The organism is Bordetella tumbae (genome assembly GCF_965139195.1).
Classification (GTDB): domain Bacteria; phylum Pseudomonadota; class Gammaproteobacteria; order Burkholderiales; family Burkholderiaceae_B; genus Bordetella_A; species Bordetella_A tumbae.
The window spans coordinates 100,514-117,787 of sequence record NZ_CBCSJH010000016.1 but is presented as its reverse complement, the minus strand read 5'-3'; the positions used below and the strand labels follow the sequence as shown (position 1 = coordinate 117,787).

Annotated in this window: 17 protein-coding genes; 7 read left to right on the top strand and 10 right to left on the bottom strand. The window is 54.5% G+C overall.

Translation table 11 applies throughout. The features are described from left to right. Window positions 1-209: 209 nt before the first annotated feature. The gene (locus tag ACNA0J_RS29700) at window positions 210-512 is read right to left on the bottom strand and encodes a hypothetical protein (RefSeq protein ID WP_460490355.1); all 303 of its coding nucleotides are present in this window, start codon (window positions 510-512) and stop codon (window positions 210-212) included. Between the two features lie 158 nt (window positions 513-670). Here ACNA0J_RS29700 and phnD point away from each other — a divergent pair, with 158 nt between their 5' ends. Genes phnD through phnE (ACNA0J_RS17360) form a run of 4 tightly spaced genes read left to right on the top strand, consistent with a single transcriptional unit; the run spans window position 671 to window position 4,132 of the window. Then, the gene (gene phnD, locus ACNA0J_RS17375; RefSeq protein WP_415820105.1) at window positions 671-1,681 is read left to right on the top strand and encodes a phosphate/phosphite/phosphonate ABC transporter substrate-binding protein; all 1,011 of its coding nucleotides are present in this window, start codon (window positions 671-673) and stop codon (window positions 1,679-1,681) included. 2 nt (window positions 1,682-1,683) lie between these two features. Beyond that, window positions 1,684-2,454: a phosphonate ABC transporter ATP-binding protein gene (phnC, locus tag ACNA0J_RS17370; protein WP_415820104.1), complete on the top strand. Its 771-nt coding sequence runs from the start codon at window positions 1,684-1,686 to the stop codon at window positions 2,452-2,454. A 17-nt stretch (window positions 2,455-2,471) separates the two neighbouring features. Continuing rightward, window positions 2,472-3,311 (top strand): phosphonate ABC transporter, permease protein PhnE, encoded by an 840-nt coding sequence (gene phnE, locus ACNA0J_RS17365; protein WP_415820111.1) that lies wholly within the window; start codon window positions 2,472-2,474, stop codon window positions 3,309-3,311. Then, a complete protein-coding gene (gene phnE, locus ACNA0J_RS17360; RefSeq protein ID WP_415820103.1) occupies window positions 3,308-4,132 on the top strand; it encodes a phosphonate ABC transporter, permease protein PhnE in 825 nt (274 codons plus the stop codon). Before phnE (ACNA0J_RS17365) ends, phnE (ACNA0J_RS17360) begins: the two co-directional genes overlap by 4 nt. A 235-nt stretch (window positions 4,133-4,367) precedes the next feature. Here the strand turns inward: phnE (ACNA0J_RS17360) and ACNA0J_RS17355 are convergent, their stop codons facing one another. The 7 genes from ACNA0J_RS17355 to ACNA0J_RS17325 form a co-directional block, all read right to left on the bottom strand. Then, entirely contained in the window at window positions 4,368-5,024 is a 657-nt protein-coding gene (locus ACNA0J_RS17355; RefSeq protein ID WP_415820102.1) for an HD domain-containing protein, read from the bottom strand. Window positions 5,025-5,060: 36 nt separating this feature from the next. Further along, window positions 5,061-6,251 carry an MFS transporter gene (locus ACNA0J_RS17350; protein ID WP_415820101.1) on the bottom strand — a complete coding sequence of 397 codons (1,191 nt, stop codon included), beginning with the start codon at window positions 6,249-6,251 and terminating at the stop codon, window positions 5,061-5,063. A 596-nt stretch (window positions 6,252-6,847) separates the two neighbouring features. After that, on the bottom strand, window positions 6,848-7,990 hold the full coding sequence (locus tag ACNA0J_RS17345; RefSeq protein ID WP_415820100.1) for an NAD(P)-dependent oxidoreductase: 1,143 nt from the start codon (window positions 7,988-7,990) through the stop codon (window positions 6,848-6,850). A gap of 21 nt (window positions 7,991-8,011) precedes the next feature. Continuing rightward, window positions 8,012-9,172 (bottom strand): amino acid--tRNA ligase-related protein, encoded by a 1,161-nt coding sequence (locus ACNA0J_RS17340; protein WP_415820099.1) that lies wholly within the window; start codon window positions 9,170-9,172, stop codon window positions 8,012-8,014. Beyond that, entirely contained in the window at window positions 9,169-9,687 is a 519-nt protein-coding gene (gene dcd, locus ACNA0J_RS17335; RefSeq protein ID WP_415820098.1) for a dCTP deaminase, read from the bottom strand. The genes ACNA0J_RS17340 and dcd overlap by 4 nt, the downstream gene beginning before the upstream one ends. After that, the gene (locus ACNA0J_RS17330) at window positions 9,687-10,181 is read right to left on the bottom strand and encodes a dCTP deaminase (protein ID WP_415820097.1); all 495 of its coding nucleotides are present in this window, start codon (window positions 10,179-10,181) and stop codon (window positions 9,687-9,689) included. The genes dcd and ACNA0J_RS17330 overlap by 1 nt, the downstream gene beginning before the upstream one ends. After that, window positions 10,178-11,497: an ATP-grasp domain-containing protein gene (locus tag ACNA0J_RS17325; protein ID WP_415820096.1), complete on the bottom strand. Its 1,320-nt coding sequence runs from the start codon at window positions 11,495-11,497 to the stop codon at window positions 10,178-10,180. The genes ACNA0J_RS17330 and ACNA0J_RS17325 overlap by 4 nt, the downstream gene beginning before the upstream one ends. A 483-nt stretch (window positions 11,498-11,980) precedes the next feature. On the opposite strand from ACNA0J_RS17325, the gene ACNA0J_RS17320 reads away from it, so the two are divergent. After that, window positions 11,981-12,847, top strand: a complete 867-nt coding sequence (locus ACNA0J_RS17320; protein ID WP_415820095.1) for a TauD/TfdA dioxygenase family protein — start codon at window positions 11,981-11,983, stop codon at window positions 12,845-12,847. 28 nt (window positions 12,848-12,875) lie between these two features. Here the strand turns inward: ACNA0J_RS17320 and ACNA0J_RS17315 are convergent, their stop codons facing one another. Then, window positions 12,876-13,601 (bottom strand): IclR family transcriptional regulator, encoded by a 726-nt coding sequence (locus tag ACNA0J_RS17315; protein WP_415820094.1) that lies wholly within the window; start codon window positions 13,599-13,601, stop codon window positions 12,876-12,878. A 205-nt stretch (window positions 13,602-13,806) separates the two neighbouring features. Here ACNA0J_RS17315 and ACNA0J_RS17310 point away from each other — a divergent pair, with 205 nt between their 5' ends. After that, window positions 13,807-15,459 carry a CYTH and CHAD domain-containing protein gene (locus ACNA0J_RS17310; protein WP_415820093.1) on the top strand — a complete coding sequence of 551 codons (1,653 nt, stop codon included), beginning with the start codon at window positions 13,807-13,809 and terminating at the stop codon, window positions 15,457-15,459. Window positions 15,460-15,653: 194 nt separating this feature from the next. Here ACNA0J_RS17310 and ftsY read toward each other — a convergent pair whose 3' ends face one another. After that, window positions 15,654-16,781 carry a signal recognition particle-docking protein FtsY gene (gene ftsY / locus ACNA0J_RS17305; RefSeq protein WP_415820092.1) on the bottom strand — a complete coding sequence of 376 codons (1,128 nt, stop codon included), beginning with the start codon at window positions 16,779-16,781 and terminating at the stop codon, window positions 15,654-15,656. Between ftsY and ACNA0J_RS17300 the strand changes: the two genes are divergently transcribed. Then, window positions 16,756-17,262 (top strand): hypothetical protein, encoded by a 507-nt coding sequence (locus tag ACNA0J_RS17300; RefSeq protein ID WP_415820091.1) that lies wholly within the window; start codon window positions 16,756-16,758, stop codon window positions 17,260-17,262. The two genes, ftsY and ACNA0J_RS17300, sit on opposite strands and share 26 nt — an antisense overlap. Window positions 17,263-17,274 lie beyond the last annotated feature (12 nt).

The following is a 17,274-nucleotide window of genomic DNA, read 5'->3' as shown; positions in this document are numbered from 1 at the left end:
AAGAGGGTCTGAAGAGTGCATTGCTCCACCTATATAAATGGAGACTTATGCTCATCGATACGCCCTAACGTATCAAGATGGGTTGCCCGGACGCTAACCAAGCATCGCTACGAACAACAAGATGCATAACCAAACAAGGCCATTCGACGACTTATATCGCATGACAAGGGGAAGCCGGAGCGGATGAACGAACTGTGATCAAGCTAGGCTTACCCCTTGCCTTCCTTACGGACCCCTTTGAACGGCTTACCATCAGCCTTCTGATCCATAAAGCGGCCAGTAGCTGCATCACGTTTAGTCCAGGAATCCGTCTTCGGATTGTGGACTTGTGAACGATCGCGCACGGCACCGCGACGAGAGTTGTCTCCAACTGGGGCGTTCTTGGCCATAGCTCCTCCCAAAGCGCGCTGCGTCAACTGTAATTTTTTTCCAATAATGAATCTAAATATTTCAAATTCGAATAGGGAGTTACCCTGAACCTCAATTTGAGTTGGTGGCCCGAGTAATTCCAACCAACCTCCCAAAACAACAAAAACCGAACAAAACGAAAACACCCGAACAATTTTCGCAAATAAACGTAGGTGATTTCCCGGCTGATCAGGTTCGTTTTTTTGTGTTTGAATGTCTCACTACAGCAATATTTCAAGACACATACACAGGAGACATCACCATGCACGCTCTGCGCCTGTTGCGTACGGCTGCCGCGGCGGCCTTGATCTTTGGCACTCACGCCGCCTACGCGGCTGACGCCGACAACTGCTCGAACCGCGGCGACCTGGACCAGATGTATTGCGACGCGAATAAAGATCTCGTCGCGGACACGCCCACGGATGCTTCCAAACAAAAGACCCCGTCCACGCTGGTGTTCACCTACACCCCGGTCGAGGACCCCGCGGTCTACGCGAATATCTTCAAGCCGTTCACCGACTACCTGGCCGAGTGCACGGGCAAACGCGTGGTGTTCTATCAAGTGCAAAGCAACGCCGCCGAGATCGAAGCCATGCGCTCGGGACGTCTGCACGTAGGCGGTTTTTCGACTGGCCCGACTGCATTCGCCGTGAACATCGCTGGCGCAGTGCCGTTTGCCGTCAAGGGCTACGCCGATGGTTTCCAGGGCTACAACCTGATCGTCATCGTCAAGAAAGACAGCCCCTATCAAAAGCTGTCGGATCTAAAGGGCAAGAAACTCGCCCACACCTCGCCGTCGTCGAACTCGGGCCACATGGCGCCTGTCGCTTTGTTCCCCAAGGAAGGCCTGACGCCGGACAAGGACTACAAGGTCATCTTCTCGGGCAAACATGATCAATCGGTGATGGGCGTGAACTCGGGCGACTATGATGCCGCCGCCGTCGCGTCGGATGTGTTCCATCGCATGGCGCAACGTGGCCAGGTCAAGGAAGAAGACTTCCGCATCATCTACACCAGCGAGAAATTCCCGACCTCGTCATTTTCGTACGCGCATGACTTGGAACCGAAGTTCCGCGACAAGATGCTGAAGTGCTTCTACGACTATCGGTTCCCCGATGAAATGAAAAAGGCATTCGACGACGCGGATCGTTTCTATCCGGTCACGTATCAGAAAGACTGGGCCATCGTGCGCCAGGTCGCGGAGGCCGGTGGCGAGAGCTTTAACCGCGCTGCCTACGATAAAGAAGCCGCCAAGAGCAAAGGCAAACAGTAAGTATGTCGACGTCTTTACGCATTACCGGCCTGGTGAAAGAGTACCGGGCCGGCCAACCCGTCCTGAAAGGGATAGACCTGCATGTGCAGGGTCAGGGCCTGACGGCCATCATCGGGCCGTCGGGGACGGGCAAGAGCACGCTGTTGCGTTGTATCAATCGGCTGATCGATCCGACGCGCGGCGAGATCGTGTTGCAGACCGAAGCGGGCACGGTCAATCTCGCCAGCATTCGTGGCACGGCGCTGCGTCAGGCGCGGCGCCGGATTGGCATGGTGTTCCAGGAATACAACCTGGTTGAACGCCTGACGGTGATGGAAAACCTGCTGACGGGGCGTCTGGGCTATAGCAGTGCGCTAAAGGCCTGGATGCGCCGTTTCGAGGCGGATGATATTGAGCGCGCGTATCAGCTGCTGGATATCGTGGGGCTGGGTGGTTTTGGTGATCAGCGTGCGGATGCCTTGTCGGGTGGACAGCGGCAGCGTGTGGGGATTGCGCGGGCGTTGATGCAGCGGCCGCAGTTGCTGTTGGCCGATGAGCCGACGTCGTCGTTGGATCCAAAGACCTCGGTCGAGATCATGGAGCTGTTGGCCGAACAAGGGAATGCCAGCGGCATCCCTGTGCTGGTGAATATTCACGATGTCGAGTTGGCGCGGCGTTATGCGAACCGTATCGTGGGGATGTCGGGCGGCCATGTGGTGTATGACGGTGATGGCCAGGGTCTGGATACCGCGACGCTGAAGACGATCTACGGAGGCGAGTCGTGGCTGGAGTAAAGCGCCGTCCGTTTGCGATGTCTTGGCAGGCGAAGCTCAGCGCACTGCTGATTTTTTTGTATGCGCTGTATGCGGCGGGCCAGCTGGATTTCAGTCTGGAACGTTTTCACAATGGCTTGGGCCATGCGGCGACGTTGTTGGGGCGGATGTTTCCTCCGCATATTCAACAGCCTGACACGCTGTGGCAGGGGCTCGCGGAAAGCCTGGAAATCGCGGTGTTGGCGTCGGTGTTGGGGATCATCATCGCGCTGCCGATCGGGTTGTTGGGTGCGCGTAATTTGATGCCGTCATGGGCGTCGTGGCCTGCTCGGGCCATCGTGGCGTTGTGCCGTTCGCTGCATCCGGTGATTGTGGCGATCTTGTTCGTCAAGGCTGTCGGCTTTGGGGCGCTGGCGGGGATTTTGGCGTTGGCGGTGGCGTCGGTGGGGTTTATTGGAAAGCTCTTTACCGAGTCTATCGAGGAGATCTCACTCAAGCAGGTCGAGGCGGTGCGCGCGACAGGCGCGTCGTTTGCCAATGTGATTTTGTTTGGCGTGTTGCCGCAGGTGTTTGCGCGGTTTATTGGTTTTGCGACGTATCAGTTCGATTCGAATTTGCGTAATTCGACGATGGTCGGGATCGTGGGCGCAGGCGGGATCGGTGGGACATTGTTCTCGGCGTTCCAACGGTTTGATTATGACTTTGTCGCGGCGATTTTGATTACGTTGATTGTGATCATTATGTTGGGCGAGGTGCTGGCGCGGTTTGTGCGTGCGGTGTTCTTGGATAATTTGGGATTCGATACGATTTTGCAGCGCCGATTCAGTGCGGCGCGTGGGCTCGGTAGAAAGCCGTTGAATCAGCAGGAGGACGCATGAATACCTCCGCGACGAGTTTGACGGCAACGGGATACCCGCGCACGTGGCAACGATACACGATGGGGCAGCGGCTGCTGCGCTTTGCGTTGTATCTGGTGGTGGTGGCGGCGATTGTGCAGGCGCTGCGCAGTGTCGAGGTCATCCCCGAGTTTCTGTATGACGCACCGGAGCAGATGGGGGATTTGCTGAGCCGGATGTGGCCTATTGATTGGGCGTATTACCCAGACGGTGTCCATGCCGCGTTGATGGAGACGCTGCACATTGCCACGCTGGGCACGATTCTGTCGGTGATATTGGCGGTGCCGGTGGGTTTGCTGGCGGCGAATAATCTGACGCCGAATCGGCTGATCAATCAGTTGGCGCGGTTGATTCTGGTGTCGAGCCGTTCGGTGAACTCGCTGGTGTGGGCGCTGCTTTTTATCGCGATCTTTGGGCCTGGAGCATTGGCGGGTACGTTGGCGATTGCGTTTCGGTCTATCGGGTTTGTAGGCAAGCTGGTGGGCGAGGCAATCGAGGAAGCCCAACGGGGTCCGGTGGAGGCGTTGACGGCGACTGGCGCGAGCTCGAGCGCTGTGCTGTGGTACGGCTATTGGCCGCAGATCCGGCCGGCATTTTGGTCGATTGTGTTGCTGCGTTGGGATATCAATGTGCGCGAATCGGCTGTGCTCGGTTTGGTCGGCGCAGGCGGGATCGGGATGGCGCTCGATACGGCGTTGAATCTGTTCCAGTGGGACCGTGTGGCGTTGGTACTGGCGGCGATTTTCGCGGTGGTGATTGTCGCGGAGGTCATTATTACGCAGGCACGGAAACGGATTTTGTAGCGCGATCGCATGCGCCTACGTGTCCATGAAAACCCTTCGCTCGCGAAGTTCTACTTTGCGAGCGAAGGGTGCCGCTTTCGATGCGCAAGAGGATGTACCAAGCAGGTATTCCAAATTTGCTATTTACGTATGATTAGCTGCGCAGCTAACGTGAAAATTTCGTCATATCAATCCAGTTAGCGCCACCAATTCTGACCGTAGCCGCCCATGATTTGAACAACATCCTAGAATGGATCTACATGCCCATCCATTCCGCAACAAACTGATCACGAAATCGAATGAGCACCTCTGCCCTGCCCTGCGCCAGCCGTCGGGCTTGAGGAGTTTTCATCGTGCCCGGTAGTCGTAGCAGCTTATTTTCAATGTGATCGAGCGTGTAGCGCATATCATCAAGAGATCGGTCTTTTCCAAGAGGATCTGCACCATGTGCGAGGCACCTGCCCAACTGCCCTCCCACATGAAACATTCGAGCTAATCCGACGGCACCTAAGGCATCTAGCCTATCGGCATCTTGAACAATTTCTGCCTCATAAGTTTCAGGTGATATGCCTGCGGAAAAGCTATGGGCTTCAATTGCATGAGCGACCGCATCAAGGTGTTCCGCCGGGAAACCGGCCATGGCCAGCTCTACTTTGGCTCTCGCAGCCGAAAGACATGATGCATTTTTTCGATTGGGATGAGATTTTGGCAAATTTACAATGTCGTGTAGATAGCACGCAGCCATCACAACGAGATGATTTGCGCCAGGAGCCGATGACAGGATCTGTAAAGCATTTCCCCAAACTCGCTCCAAATGATTGAGATCATGCGCACGATCACCTTCATCGTTATTGGAAACCAGCGTAATCAACTTGGGGCGCCAAGAGGACAGCAGGCCTAGGGATTTTTTCATGGGCATGATTGAAGAAATGCCCCAACGCTGGAAGTCCTATGCATCAGTGAGACTCCTGCCATATGTGTTCCTTTCTTGATCATCACCGCCTTCGGCACTCTGTTGGCCCCTGCCAACGCGCACGAAGCGCAGCCATAAATGTCCCAATGCGGCGATTCCAAACAAAAGCGCCCATACCATGCCTATACTTTCCTGGTCAAAAGCCCCCAGCAGCGCCAAGAAAGCGGCGCCTGCACTCCGGCCCATTGCGTCGACCCAACTTATAAGCTGAGCCGCTTGTCCTGTACTGTTGAAATGCGCACAAACTTTTCCAAAGATTAAACCAAGATAAAGACCTGCAGCGGTAGCAAAGAAAATATAGGACGCCACCGCGGCCTCCTTTCCTACTAATAGAACAGGCACCACTGCAACACAGCCACATGCGAGTAGAAGCAACCCGATTGCGAACTTAGTTAAGGCCTCTTTTCCAACATAATTTTGTTGCCTCACATATCGAGTAACCAAGGCTTGCGCACACATACACCCTCCAAATGCCCAGCCGATCTCCTGTTGGCTCAAAGTGTGACCGCTTGCTTGCATCAGGTAAATTGGCCAATATTGATATATGAGCTGCGTCAAGCCTGCGGCAAAAACGTATAGGTACACGTCAAATCGCCGCAGTGACGCTGAGACATGTAGTCGCGTCGATGCAACTATGTGGACGGACCTCTCGCGTGGCTCCGGCGTAAGTGCAAACATGAAGCAGGCTAACAACGATACCGAAATGCTAATAACAAGAGCTTGCGAGGCAAAGAAAGCGCCTAGCACTCCCGCGACCATCATCGCCACAAACATGGTTTCGTTGCTGCGAAACAGGATAAAAACTACGGGCTCTTTTGTAGCTTTGAGCTTGAATGACCAGGCTTCGTAAGCTCCCTTATAAAGGGCAATTGCGAGCCCGTTCAATGCCTCGCCTATGATGACCTTGACCTCCGTGGGATCGATCATCAAAAAAAAATATAGGATTGATGAGGAACATGACAGGAGAGCACACGATCTACTCCCAAATCGATCGGAGATTTTCCCGCCAACAACGTTAAACGCTATGCTCACAAGCAATTGGGTTGCTTTGGCCCATGATATTGTTGATAGCGAAATTCCCTGGTCTACGAGGTAGACGACGAGAACGGCGCTAATAAAGGATCTCGCCAAATACAGTAGACAGTGGGAACTCAATAGACGACGCATCTATGCCATGCATGTCGTCTGAACGGGGACATTGCATACCTCAGGCTCCGACGTCTCTCCTTGCCAAATACTCCCCGTATCTAACGCAATTCTTATGCGTTCGGCACGTGGAGAAAGAGGCACTCTGTCAAAGTAAAAATACTCTGATCGTGGATCACCAAGATGCACTAGATCCATAACTCTATTTGTTGAGAGACACACAGGGTAAGCAAGTTGAACTCGAAATCGTAATTTTTCATCTACCCACCCAACCTCCACATTGACGTCAATAGCTCGAACGCCCACATTCAGGATCGACGCGTAAGAAATGTTGGAAGTGGCTCCCAACGTCATAAGAGCAGCATGGACGGGATGCATCGATCCACGGTGATCTGCCAGTTCGCTATATCCTGAGATCATTGCAATGCTGTTTGACGCATCGACGATCATGGGACTGACGCAAAAAACAGTGTCCCTCTCACCCAGCAAAGTATCAATCGTCAAAGAAGCGAAGCGCTTGCACCAATCATTAATTCGAGCCCGCTCAATAGGCTCGCGCGACAGATAAGAATGCACAGAACGACGTGCCGATTCGAGCGATATATCATCAAAAACTCTCACAACACATACGCTCCAGACGAAGGATTACGAAAACAACGGCTCCACAATGTGGCGACCACTTCGCGCGTACCGTCGGCGACTCCGTTGATCAAATTCGAGCCCAGCATTTTTCCTTCATTTATGATCAGTTCCAGTGCAAACATCATTTCAGCTTGGACCAAGGCAAGAACCGGTCCAATTACTGCGTCATCTAGATAATTGACTGGCGCACCGTCGGCGACTAGGTTCAATGTGCGGCCAGCCACCTCATAGCTATGCACATTGCCTGTCTCAATGTGACTATCAGCAGTCTTAGCCAAATCAGCTACAGGAAATTCAATGACTTTAGAGCTGCAACTCGCCAGAAAAACACCGTCCTGTAGAAAACCAACGTCTGCGATATCGATCGAGCGGAATCCTGAACAACCGAAAACTATGTCTGCCGTTGCGAGCGCGGCCCTTCTATCTGGAACAACAAACCCCTCCGCCATCGCCAAAACTGAGGCCACACTGCTGACGTCATAAACGAGAACATGGCATCCTTTCGCATGTAACGCTTTAGCAGTCCCTTTCCCCACTTTCCCATATCCGAGGACTAAGACTCGCCGGCCCTGCAACAAAGTGCCGCGACTCCGAAGAATGCGCTCGATACTGAAGACACAAGAGGGGCCTACCAGCGCGTCTTCGGCAAGCTTTAGCGGACTTCTAGCAACAGAGACCACCGGGTAAGGTAGAGAGATCATCGCTTCATAGCGTCGATGACCATTCTCTGTGTCCTCTACGATTCCCACGATCGAACTGCCAAACTCCTCATGAAGAGCACGGAGTTCTCGGGCGAAATAACCACCAATCTCTAATATATATGTCGCGAGACGGTTAACGAATGGCCTTATCAGCTCAGTCAAAAAGTTTGCGGTAGTCAATTGCTCCATTGTTGGAGCGACTACACGATACTTTCTGGAAATAGAACCGTACGTGGTGGGATTGATCGAGTACGGCACCACGATAACAAGTGATATGTTGCAGATTTCGTTCAATGCGTCTAAAAGCTCAGGCCGATCTGGCAGACAATGAGTAAGCACGATCAAACTTCCTGGATGCCTACCTATGCGCTTTGCCACCTCAGAAAAAAATCCACGGCGATTTTCGTATATAGACATACTTCTGTCCAACTCTATTAACTACAGTGAAATGTTCTTTCCGTAACGGGGGAACCAGCAGAAATCCGCGGCGTCCATGCCGTCAAACCATGTGGCCAGCATGCGCTCTATGCCAACTGCCATTTGGCTGATAGGTGGGACGCCATTTTTGACGTGCACTAAATAATCTTCAAAATTTTCGACCCTGTGATTTCTTGCAATCATTTTTGGAACATAGGATTCCACGTCGTCCTCCACGACGGTGCCAGCTGCTATATAAACCTTCCCGCGGTACCATAACTGGCTGTCGTCGCAAAAACCGTTTCGGGATCGCGCATAGAATGGACGACTGTATTCAGGGAAATTCGTTACCCATAAATAGCTTTCAAAGTTCTTGGCGATATATTCGCGGACCGGCGGCGGCAATTGTGCTCCAGGCATACTCTCTAGCCCGCACCGACTCAATAGTTCTCGATACGTTATTCGATCAAACTGGAATCTGGATGGTGGGCATAAATTCTTAAAATCCTGCTTTTCCAAATACAAACATAACGAGTGAATTAGGGCTTCGAACGTTTTCTCTACGGTTTCTAGTACAGGAGTATCACGAGATATATCGAAGGTCGTGTACTCGGCCAATCTATTTGGATGACTTGGCGTTTCATTTCTGAATGATTTTCCCACTTCATATATTTTTCCAAAGCCATGCATGACCATGATTTGGTGATAAATCATATTGCTTATGCTCAGCCGTGCATCCGTACCGTAGTAGTCGATAGGAAACGGTACTGTGTTACCGTCGGGCCAGCGACTTACGATCGCCGGGGAGGATACTGGGAGATATCCTTGCGTTCCCAGTGTATTTTGAAAATGTTGAATGGTTAGGCCGCGAATTCTTAAGGCTTCTAACTTATTTATGTTTCGATAGTTATTCGTTGAGTTTTTTGCTTTTCTATTTTTTGAGTCAAAATCTCGAAAGATTGTTTTCAGTGATTTGCAACTCGCAGCACCATTGCTTGATGAGTGCCCAAAATCAGTGGCAATTACATAATCCCCGCTTTGAACCTTCCGTCTCTCACTGCCTTCATACGCTATAACCTGTACACCGCCATTGACCATTAGTTCTATAATTAACCCTGTGTCAGGTGCTTTTCGACATGCAATTACAGTCCCCGTCAAATACACTTTTTTCTCCGATTTCACTTGAAATCAAGGTATGTCTTCGAAGGCTGAGGGCCTTGCGAATTTTGATACTTGCCCTCGTACAGTACTATTTCCCCTTCTGGAATCCAAAAACTAACTTGAGCGATTAGCATGCCGGGATAGACGATTACGGGAAGCGTGGCGTATAACTGGAATGTCGTCTTACCCTTCGAACCAATGTCTATAAGGTCGGACGTAACGTGAACAAATAACCCACACCTTGCTGTTCCAGATTTCGCATGGATTAGGGGGACGTAATGATCACTGCCAATGATTTCAGCAGATTCGCCCAACACGAAGTCTCCTGGTGACAGCTTAAGACCTTCCGGTGGAATAGTTAGTAAGTCGTAGTCTGCTTCGCGTTTCGGATCAATTAGATTGTCCTTATAAACCAGGTACTTTGCGCCTAATTTCAGGTCATATGAATTTGTAGTGAGACGTTCTGCATAAAACGGAGATATCGTGATTCGGCCGCTCCTCACCTCAGCATCGATTTTCTTCCCAGTCAGGATCATCAGAGGCGCTCCACTGGGTCATTGAATTTCGCATACGTTTTTCCGTAACAATGAATCGGGCCATCATTGCGCCAAAACGAAACCTGCCCTATATCCATACCAGGATATAAAGTTATAGGCTGACAAGCGTAGAGCTCGAGCGTCCATCGATGACAAGAGGTTGTATGACCCAGATTTGCCGACACCTGAAGAAACAAGCCATAACGTCCCATAGAGCTACGGCCGATCAGTGACATGGCATAAATGTCAGACCCAATAATTTCCTGCGTCACTCCTAAATACATGCGGCCCGGCAAAAGCCTTACCCCCGACTCGGGAATGGTTTCGGCTAGAAATCTATACTCTCCATCCTCTCCAAAGCTATCAAAAACCTTTATTTCACTTCCGAGGCGATAGTTGTAACTATTCGGATTAACTCTTGCCTCGTCAAAATCGGATAATACGATTGATCCTTTCTCTACTTCTTCACAGATTTTTCTGCCAGTGAGAATCATCCAAACTCCTTCATTTGAAGACCAATATGGGCAGGATTAATCGAGTCATCTTTAAATCTGCACCAAAATCGAGCTTGAAGTTCTTGCATCCTCGCGTGTAGAAGATCCTTTGTCGGAGCACTCACAATTGCGAGAACACACCAACTGTCTCGCCCAAAAGCCTCAATGTGATGATTCATCCGCACCCGGTAAACTAGCCTAATAACCCCAGGGACAACGGCCAGTTCGTCTTCTGAGATAACCGCGACCACTACCCCAGATTTATGAGGTCGCAGATCTATGAAGCCAATATAGTCCCCAAGAATTGCCTTTTGTGCCGGAGCTCCCTCTAGGTAGTCTAGCCTTGTGCGCAAACCTAGCTCGATTAAGCCCTCTCCGAGCACAGCCTGGATGCAATAACTCATCCCGCCACCAGCATGGCGAGTTGCAATTTCGCCTAACACGGTTTCATCTGAATTAATAAAGAATTCCGCGTGCGTAACGCCGTCCCTAATATCCAGCTTTCGACCTATTGCTCTCATTTCCTCATAGAAACGATCATAGATAGGGCTATGCTTATCGCGAGGCAGATAGGTAGTGATTTTTGAAATCCTGTTTTCATATCCGTATAGCCGCGGAACGATATACTCGCCCACAAAAAAATAGAGCGGATCTCCGTTTTTCCAAACCACATCGACGTTGTACTCAGGGCCAGATATGAATTCTTCGCAGATGAACTCAGCTAGATCATTTTTGAACTCTTTAAGTCGCTTATTAAGCGCTTCAATGTCTTCGACCAAATAGGTTTCGGAGCTTCCATATCGATTTACTGGCTTGATCACTATTGGGAAGTCGAACCCCTTTGGCAGAGAATCTATTCGGCCATGCGATGCGTGGGTCGCGACGGAAAAGTGGTCTGCCATGCGAACCGTATCCCGCAACAGATTTTTCATCCAGCGCTTATCTTTTGTGTACAAAGCGCGCTTGGCAGCCCCATAATCGCAAAAGACTTCCTGGCTGATGATCGCAGCTGCATATTGAGTTTTCTCATCACAGCTGAAAACGGCTCTATAGGAGCCTCTGTTTTCCAGCAAAAGCGACACCAACGCATAGATCGTGCCAACATTATCTAGATTTTCTACAACGATGTGACTGACGCCGAGCCGTTGGCACTCACGGACCGCGGACTCAAATTCCGCATATAACGCGTGTCGATCCAGAACATATGTTGCGTGCTTCTTAGCCTTAACAAATGCGCTATATATCTCATAACGCCAGTTCAGAACTAGATACTCTGGAGCGTCTTCGGACGAGTTTTGTCCTATTTCCAAGTTCATTGTGACCTTACCAAATTAGTGCGAGGTTGCATTGGCCGTAGCTGTTGCCGTCGATGAATCGCAACGCATCTGCTTCTTCCTTTTTAGTGCTAAGTGAGCGACGGTGAATCTATCTCAATAAAAATCACCGATTCTCTGAATTCCACATGACTGGAAAAATTCGGACAGACTCCGAGTTCGCAGTTAACGACTAACCTAGAGAACCTGGAATGCGCAGAAGGGTTGCCAACAGCGGAGGTCTTCTTACGCAGGCATGCAAGCGGATTCTGTAGCGCGAGAAAAATTATTATTCAGCGCAAATTTCGTCTCACGAAACGGCGTTGTAGGTGCTCTGTCTGACTCGTAGCATCGCATCTGTCATTGCATGAATCGACATATCAAGCCGGCTGCTGCGGCAGTTGGCTTGATGCAAACGATGGTGTGCGCGGTAGAGATACTGCACACCGTGCAATGCCACGATCACGTTTGCATGAGGAGCCGATCTTGAGCATTACTTTTCATATGGCCACGCCGAATTTTGCATTCGAAGCGCGGGACGTCGATATTAGCCAGCCACTATCCGCAGCGGATGTCGCGCAGTTGCGTAAAGGATGGCTGGATGCGGGCGGTGTTTTGTTTTTGCGCAAGCAGGACATCACGCCTGATCAGCATATCGATTTCAGCCGGCATTTTGGCAATGTCTACGATCAGGGGCCGGTGAATAATCCAGCGCTCGCCGGCTACTATCTGGAAGGCTATCCGCAGATTTTTCAGGTTACGAATAAAAAGCTCGCCGATGGCAGGCCCGTGGGGCGAGAGGATGCGGGTACGTATTGGCATTCCGATGCGTCTTGGCAACCGGAGCCGCCTACGGGCTCGTTGCTCTATGCGCGAGAGCTACCGAGCACGGGCGGCGATACGATTTTCGCCAATATGTACCAGGCCTATGAGACGCTGTCCGAGCCGATGAAGAAAATGCTGGAGGGGCTGGAGGCACAGCACACGCTATTGAGCGCGGTACTGCAAACGAGCTATGCCAAGGAATATGTGGGCAAGCTCGACCAGGCGCAATCAAAAAACGCGGTGCATCCTGTCATCAAAACGCATCCGGAGACAGGCAGGAAACTGCTGTTCGTCAATCCGGGTTTTACGTCGCACATCATTGGTCTGCCTCGCGACGAGAGCAAAGCGATTTTGGACTATCTGTTTGCGCACTCGACCAAACCGGATAATGTCTATCGGCATGTATGGCAGTTGGGGGACCTGTTGATGTGGGATAACCGCAGTGTCATGCATTACGCGGTGCCTAATTACAAGGCGTTCGGGATTCGCTATATGCATCGCACGACGATAAAGGGCATTCCTCAATAGATGTTGAGCCTCGCGCACGAGCGAGGCCTCATGCGGTCAATTTTCGCACCACTTGTTTGCCGCCGAGTGCTACGGACAGCTGATTGCCCAGGTGGATCATGTGGCCTGCATGGGCTTTGATCTGCTCGCGGGTGGTGCGGCTGACGTGCGCAATGATGCTGATGGATCCCGTCACGCTCCATCCCGATCCATAGATGGGGACCGACAGGCTGATGGCGTCGGCGTCGCGATCGCCCTGCGTGATGCTGTAATGATTTCGCCGGATCTGGTCGTATTCGGGCCCCTCTGCGCCCAGGCCTGCGAGGATGACTTTGCCGGCGCTGCCTTGTGCGAGGGGCAAGCGCTGCCCGACGCGTATGTGGTCGCGGGCGACGTGCGGCCCGTCTATGCGATATAGACAGATGCGGCTGTCGCCCTCGTGGGCGTAGAACACGGCGCTCTCGCCGGTTTTGCGAGCCAGCTCATTGAGCACTGGTTCGATATGGAATGCTTGGTCAAAGGATGCTTGATAACGGTTGCCCAGCCATCCGGCAGCAGGCCCTAGCCGCCATGCGCCGTCTTTGCGGCCGACCAGGTATTGCGCACTGCCCAGGGTGCGCGCCAGACGCAGGACGGTGGTTTTGTGCATTGCACATCGCGCACTGATTTCGGCCAAGGACAAATAGCAGTCTTCGGAGGAAAACGCGTCCAGAATGCGCAGCGCGCGTAGGACGGGGCCGACTCCCGCAGCCTGATGTTCAGCGTTCGACGTCACTTTCGGTTAGCCCCTCGAGCGTGATTGCCTGCCGCCTCGTACGGGCGGGATGGGCAACTGTACGGATGACTGGCGCAGCAAACAACTGCATTGCGCGTGATGAAACGCACCGGCTGCGTTGATTGATGAATTATTTATGACATGTCATCAAATTTTAGGTCGTATTGGGTAACATGCCCGGTTCCCCCAGTACTGATCGCGGACCATGTCAGAACAAGAATTGAAGTTGCACGTCCCCGCCGCTGCGCGCCGGGCAGTTTTACAAGAGGTCCGCCAAGGCGATGCCACGCGCATTCGGCTGCATGCCCTGTATTTTGATACCCCGACTCGGGAGCTGGCCCGCGCGCGTATTGCGCTGCGGCTGCGCCAAGAGGGCCGTGATTGGGTACAGACGCTCAAAATGCCTGGTGCGGATGCCATCACGCGGGTCGAGGTCAATCACCCTCGGCCGGGTCCGGTGCTGGATTTGTCAGTCTACGCGGGCACTGAGTTTGAAGGCCCGCTGTCCTCGTTGAAGGGTGAATTGGGTCTGCGCTACGAGACCGATGTGCAGCGCCAGCTGCGCAAGGTCCGCAGCCGTCACGGCACGATCGAGTTGGCCTACGACACCGGCGTGCTGCGCGCGGGATCGCTGGAGCTGCCGATTTCGGAGCTGGAGTTTGAGCTGGTGTCTGGCCGCCCTGCCGCGATTTTTTCGGTAGCGCGGCGTTGGCAGCAGCGTCATGGTCTGGTGCTGGATGCGCGCAGCAAGTCGGAACGCGGTGATGCGCTCGCCGGCCTGGCGCGTGAGTTGGCGGAACAGGATGCCACGGGCGATGCCGAGACATTACAAGAGCGCCGCAGCAAGGCGATTGCGCGCTTTTGGGCGCCGTGCGGCGCTGCCCCGGCGGCGTTGGATGACAACCTGACACCGCCTCAGGCGATGGGGCGCATCGCCGGGGAATGTCTGGATCAGGTTGCTCGCAATGCCGCTGTGTTGGCAGAGGTGGATACGTTGGGTATCTATCCTGCCGGCAACTCGGAACACGTGCATCAGTTGCGGGTAGGCATGCGCCGTTTGCGCTCGGCCTGGCGTTTGTTCGACGGCTGGATTGCGCCGCCGCCCGCCCCCGTGTTGGAAGGCGTGCGTACGCTGTTTGCCGCGTTCGGGCAAAACCGCGATCAGGATGTGTTGAACGAAACGGTCACGCCGCTGTTGCAACGCGCCGGGATGCCGGCCATCAGTTTTGATGTGCCGCCGCCAGATGTGGATTCGCAAAGCATTGCGTCGGGCAAGGCTTTTCAAGGCTGGTTGTTGGATACGCTGGAATGGAGTCTGGATGTGCAGCCGCCGGAGCCGGCTGCCCTGCCTGTCATGGCCGAGCCCTCTGACACGGCGCCCGAGCCGAGTTTCAGCCTGGACGGCACGGCCCCCGCTGCGGGCGCGACGCCTACCCTCATCATTCCGATGACGTCGAACAACGAACCGCCTACGTTGCGCAAGCTGCTGACCAAGCGCTTGCATCGTTGGCACACCAAGGTGGCCGAGCAAGGCAAGAACTTTGCGGCGCTGGATATTCCGGCACGCCATGATCTGCGCAAACGCGGCAAGCGCCTGCGCTATGGTCTGGCGTTCGCGGAATCGCTGCTGCCGCAAGTGCGGCTGCGCAGTTATCGCAAGCAGTTGGCGCAGGTGCAGGATCTGTTGGGCGAGATCAATGACCTGGCGATGGCGAAAGATTATTACCAGGCCTGCGTTGGCACGCATCCGCAGGCGTGGTTTGCGTTGGGGTGGATCAGTGCGCGATTGGAAAAGCTGACTGTCGAGGCGCAAGCGGCGTTCGATCAGTTGGCGGCGAGTAAGCCGTTTTGGAAGTGAGGTGAAAGGCGCCGGATGATCAGCCGGCGACTGATCGCTGACAAACCCTCCCGTAAAACGGAGGGTTTGTTCATTTGAAGATCTAGCAAGCGATTTTGGCTGGATGGCCGCATCGCCTCAAAATTTCAGGGCCGCTCGGTCGATGCAGACCGGCGGCCCTGTGTCATTGGATGATGCGGACGCAATGCTGGCGTTTAATCGGCCAACAACGCGCCTGCGAACTCGTCAGCGACGAAAGGCTGCAGGTCTTCCATGCCCTCGCCTACGCCGATCCAGTAAACGGGGATGGGACGCACGCCGTTGCTGCCTGCGGCGACAGCGGCAAGCGTGCCGCCCTTGGCGGTGCCGTCGAGTTTGGTGACGACCAGACCCGTCAGGTTGATGGCGGCGTCAAAGGCGCGGATCTGCGCCAGGACGTTTTGGCCGGTGTTGCCGTCGACCACGAGCAGGACTTCGTGAGGGGCGGCGCTGTCGGCTTTGCCAATGACGCGGCGGATTTTTTTCAGCTCTTCCATCAGGTGCAGCTGGGTGGGCAAGCGGCCAGCGGTATCGACCATGACCACGCCAGTGTTGCGTGCACGGCCGGCGTTGACGGCGTCGAATGCGACGGCGGCGGGGTCGCCACCCTCTTGGGCAATGACGCTGACGTTATTGCGGCTGCCCCATTCGATCAATTGTTCGCGCGCAGCGGCGCGGAAGGTATCGCCTGCGGCCAGCAGGACGCTCGCGCCTTGGCGCTGGAAGGTATGGGCCAGTTTGCCGATGGAGGTGGTTTTACCTGCGCCGTTGACGCCGGCGATCATGACGACGAGCGGTTTGGCCTTTTGCAGGTCGAAGGTGCGCTCCAGCGGCCGCAGATGGTCGGCCAGCAAGGCGCGCAATGCGGTTTTGACTTGCGCCGGGTCTTCGATGCGTTCTTTACGTACGCGGGCACGCAGTGCGGTCAGGAGTTTTTCGGTGGCCTCCAGGCCCGCATCGGCCATGATCAGCGCGGACTCGAGTTCCTCGAACAGGTTTTCGTCGACTTTGACGCCGACGAACAAGCCGCCCAGGCTTTGCCCGGTGCGCGCCAGGCCCTGTTTGAGGCGGCCTAGCCAGGAAGTTTTCTTGGCAGGGGGCTCGGCGGGCGGCGCAGCAGGCGGAGTGGATGGGGCAGGTACGGGAGCGCTGGGCGCGGCGGCGGCAGGCGCTTGCGGCGGCGTTGTCGCTACGGGCGACGCCGCGGGCGCAGAAGCCGCAGAGGTAGCCGATGTAGACGCTGGCGTTTGTGCCGGTGTTGCCGGTGCAGACGCGGGCGTGTTGAACGAAGCAGGCGCTTGCACCGGTGCTGCCGATACGGAGGGCGCTGAGGGCGCGGGGGCGCTAGACGGTGCCGCCTCTGGCGATTCCGGCGATGTGGTCGCTACGGGCGCCGCTGGCCGCGCGGAGGCTGATGCATTAACCGGCGCAGCCGCGGGCGATTGCGGCGGCACTGTCGCTACGGGCGATGCTGGCGGTACAGATGTAGGAGTGCCAGCCGGTGCGGCCTCTGGCGACTGCGGCGATGTCGTCGCGACCGGCGCTGCTGGCGGCGCGGATGCGGGCGCGCCAGCCGGGGCAGCGGAGGACGTAGCAGGTGAGCTGGTTTCAGGCGCAGCAACAGGCCTGTGCGTCACCGAGCTGCCCGCGAGCGCACCAGCCATCGAGGATCTGCCCGCTGGGGCCGTCGGCGCAGGCGCAGGCTCGCTGTGCGGGCGCTCGGCCGGTGCAGGCGCCGCAGACGGCGTATCGCCTGCGGCATGGCCGCTGGGTTCAGGCGTTTGATCTCTGGTGGCC

Coding starts and splice junctions, on each gene's coding strand:
- phnD (WP_415820105.1), top strand. CDS start 671: ATGCACGCTCTGCGCCTGTTGCGTACGGCTGCCGCGGCGGCCTTGATC.
- phnC (WP_415820104.1), top strand. CDS start 1,684: ATGTCGACGTCTTTACGCATTACCGGCCTGGTGAAAGAGTACCGGGCC.
- phnE (WP_415820111.1), top strand. CDS start 2,472: ATGTCTTGGCAGGCGAAGCTCAGCGCACTGCTGATTTTTTTGTATGCG.
- phnE (WP_415820103.1), top strand. CDS start 3,308: ATGAATACCTCCGCGACGAGTTTGACGGCAACGGGATACCCGCGCACG.
- ACNA0J_RS17355 (WP_415820102.1), bottom strand. CDS start 5,024: ATGAAAAAATCCCTAGGCCTGCTGTCCTCTTGGCGCCCCAAGTTGATT.
- ACNA0J_RS17350 (WP_415820101.1), bottom strand. CDS start 6,251: ATGCGTCGTCTATTGAGTTCCCACTGTCTACTGTATTTGGCGAGATCC.
- ACNA0J_RS17345 (WP_415820100.1), bottom strand. CDS start 7,990: ATGTCTATATACGAAAATCGCCGTGGATTTTTTTCTGAGGTGGCAAAG.
- dcd (WP_415820098.1), bottom strand. CDS start 9,687: ATGATCCTGACTGGGAAGAAAATCGATGCTGAGGTGAGGAGCGGCCGA.
- ACNA0J_RS17330 (WP_415820097.1), bottom strand. CDS start 10,181: ATGATTCTCACTGGCAGAAAAATCTGTGAAGAAGTAGAGAAAGGATCA.
- ACNA0J_RS17325 (WP_415820096.1), bottom strand. CDS start 11,497: ATGAACTTGGAAATAGGACAAAACTCGTCCGAAGACGCTCCAGAGTAT.
- ACNA0J_RS17310 (WP_415820093.1), top strand. CDS start 13,807: ATGTCAGAACAAGAATTGAAGTTGCACGTCCCCGCCGCTGCGCGCCGG.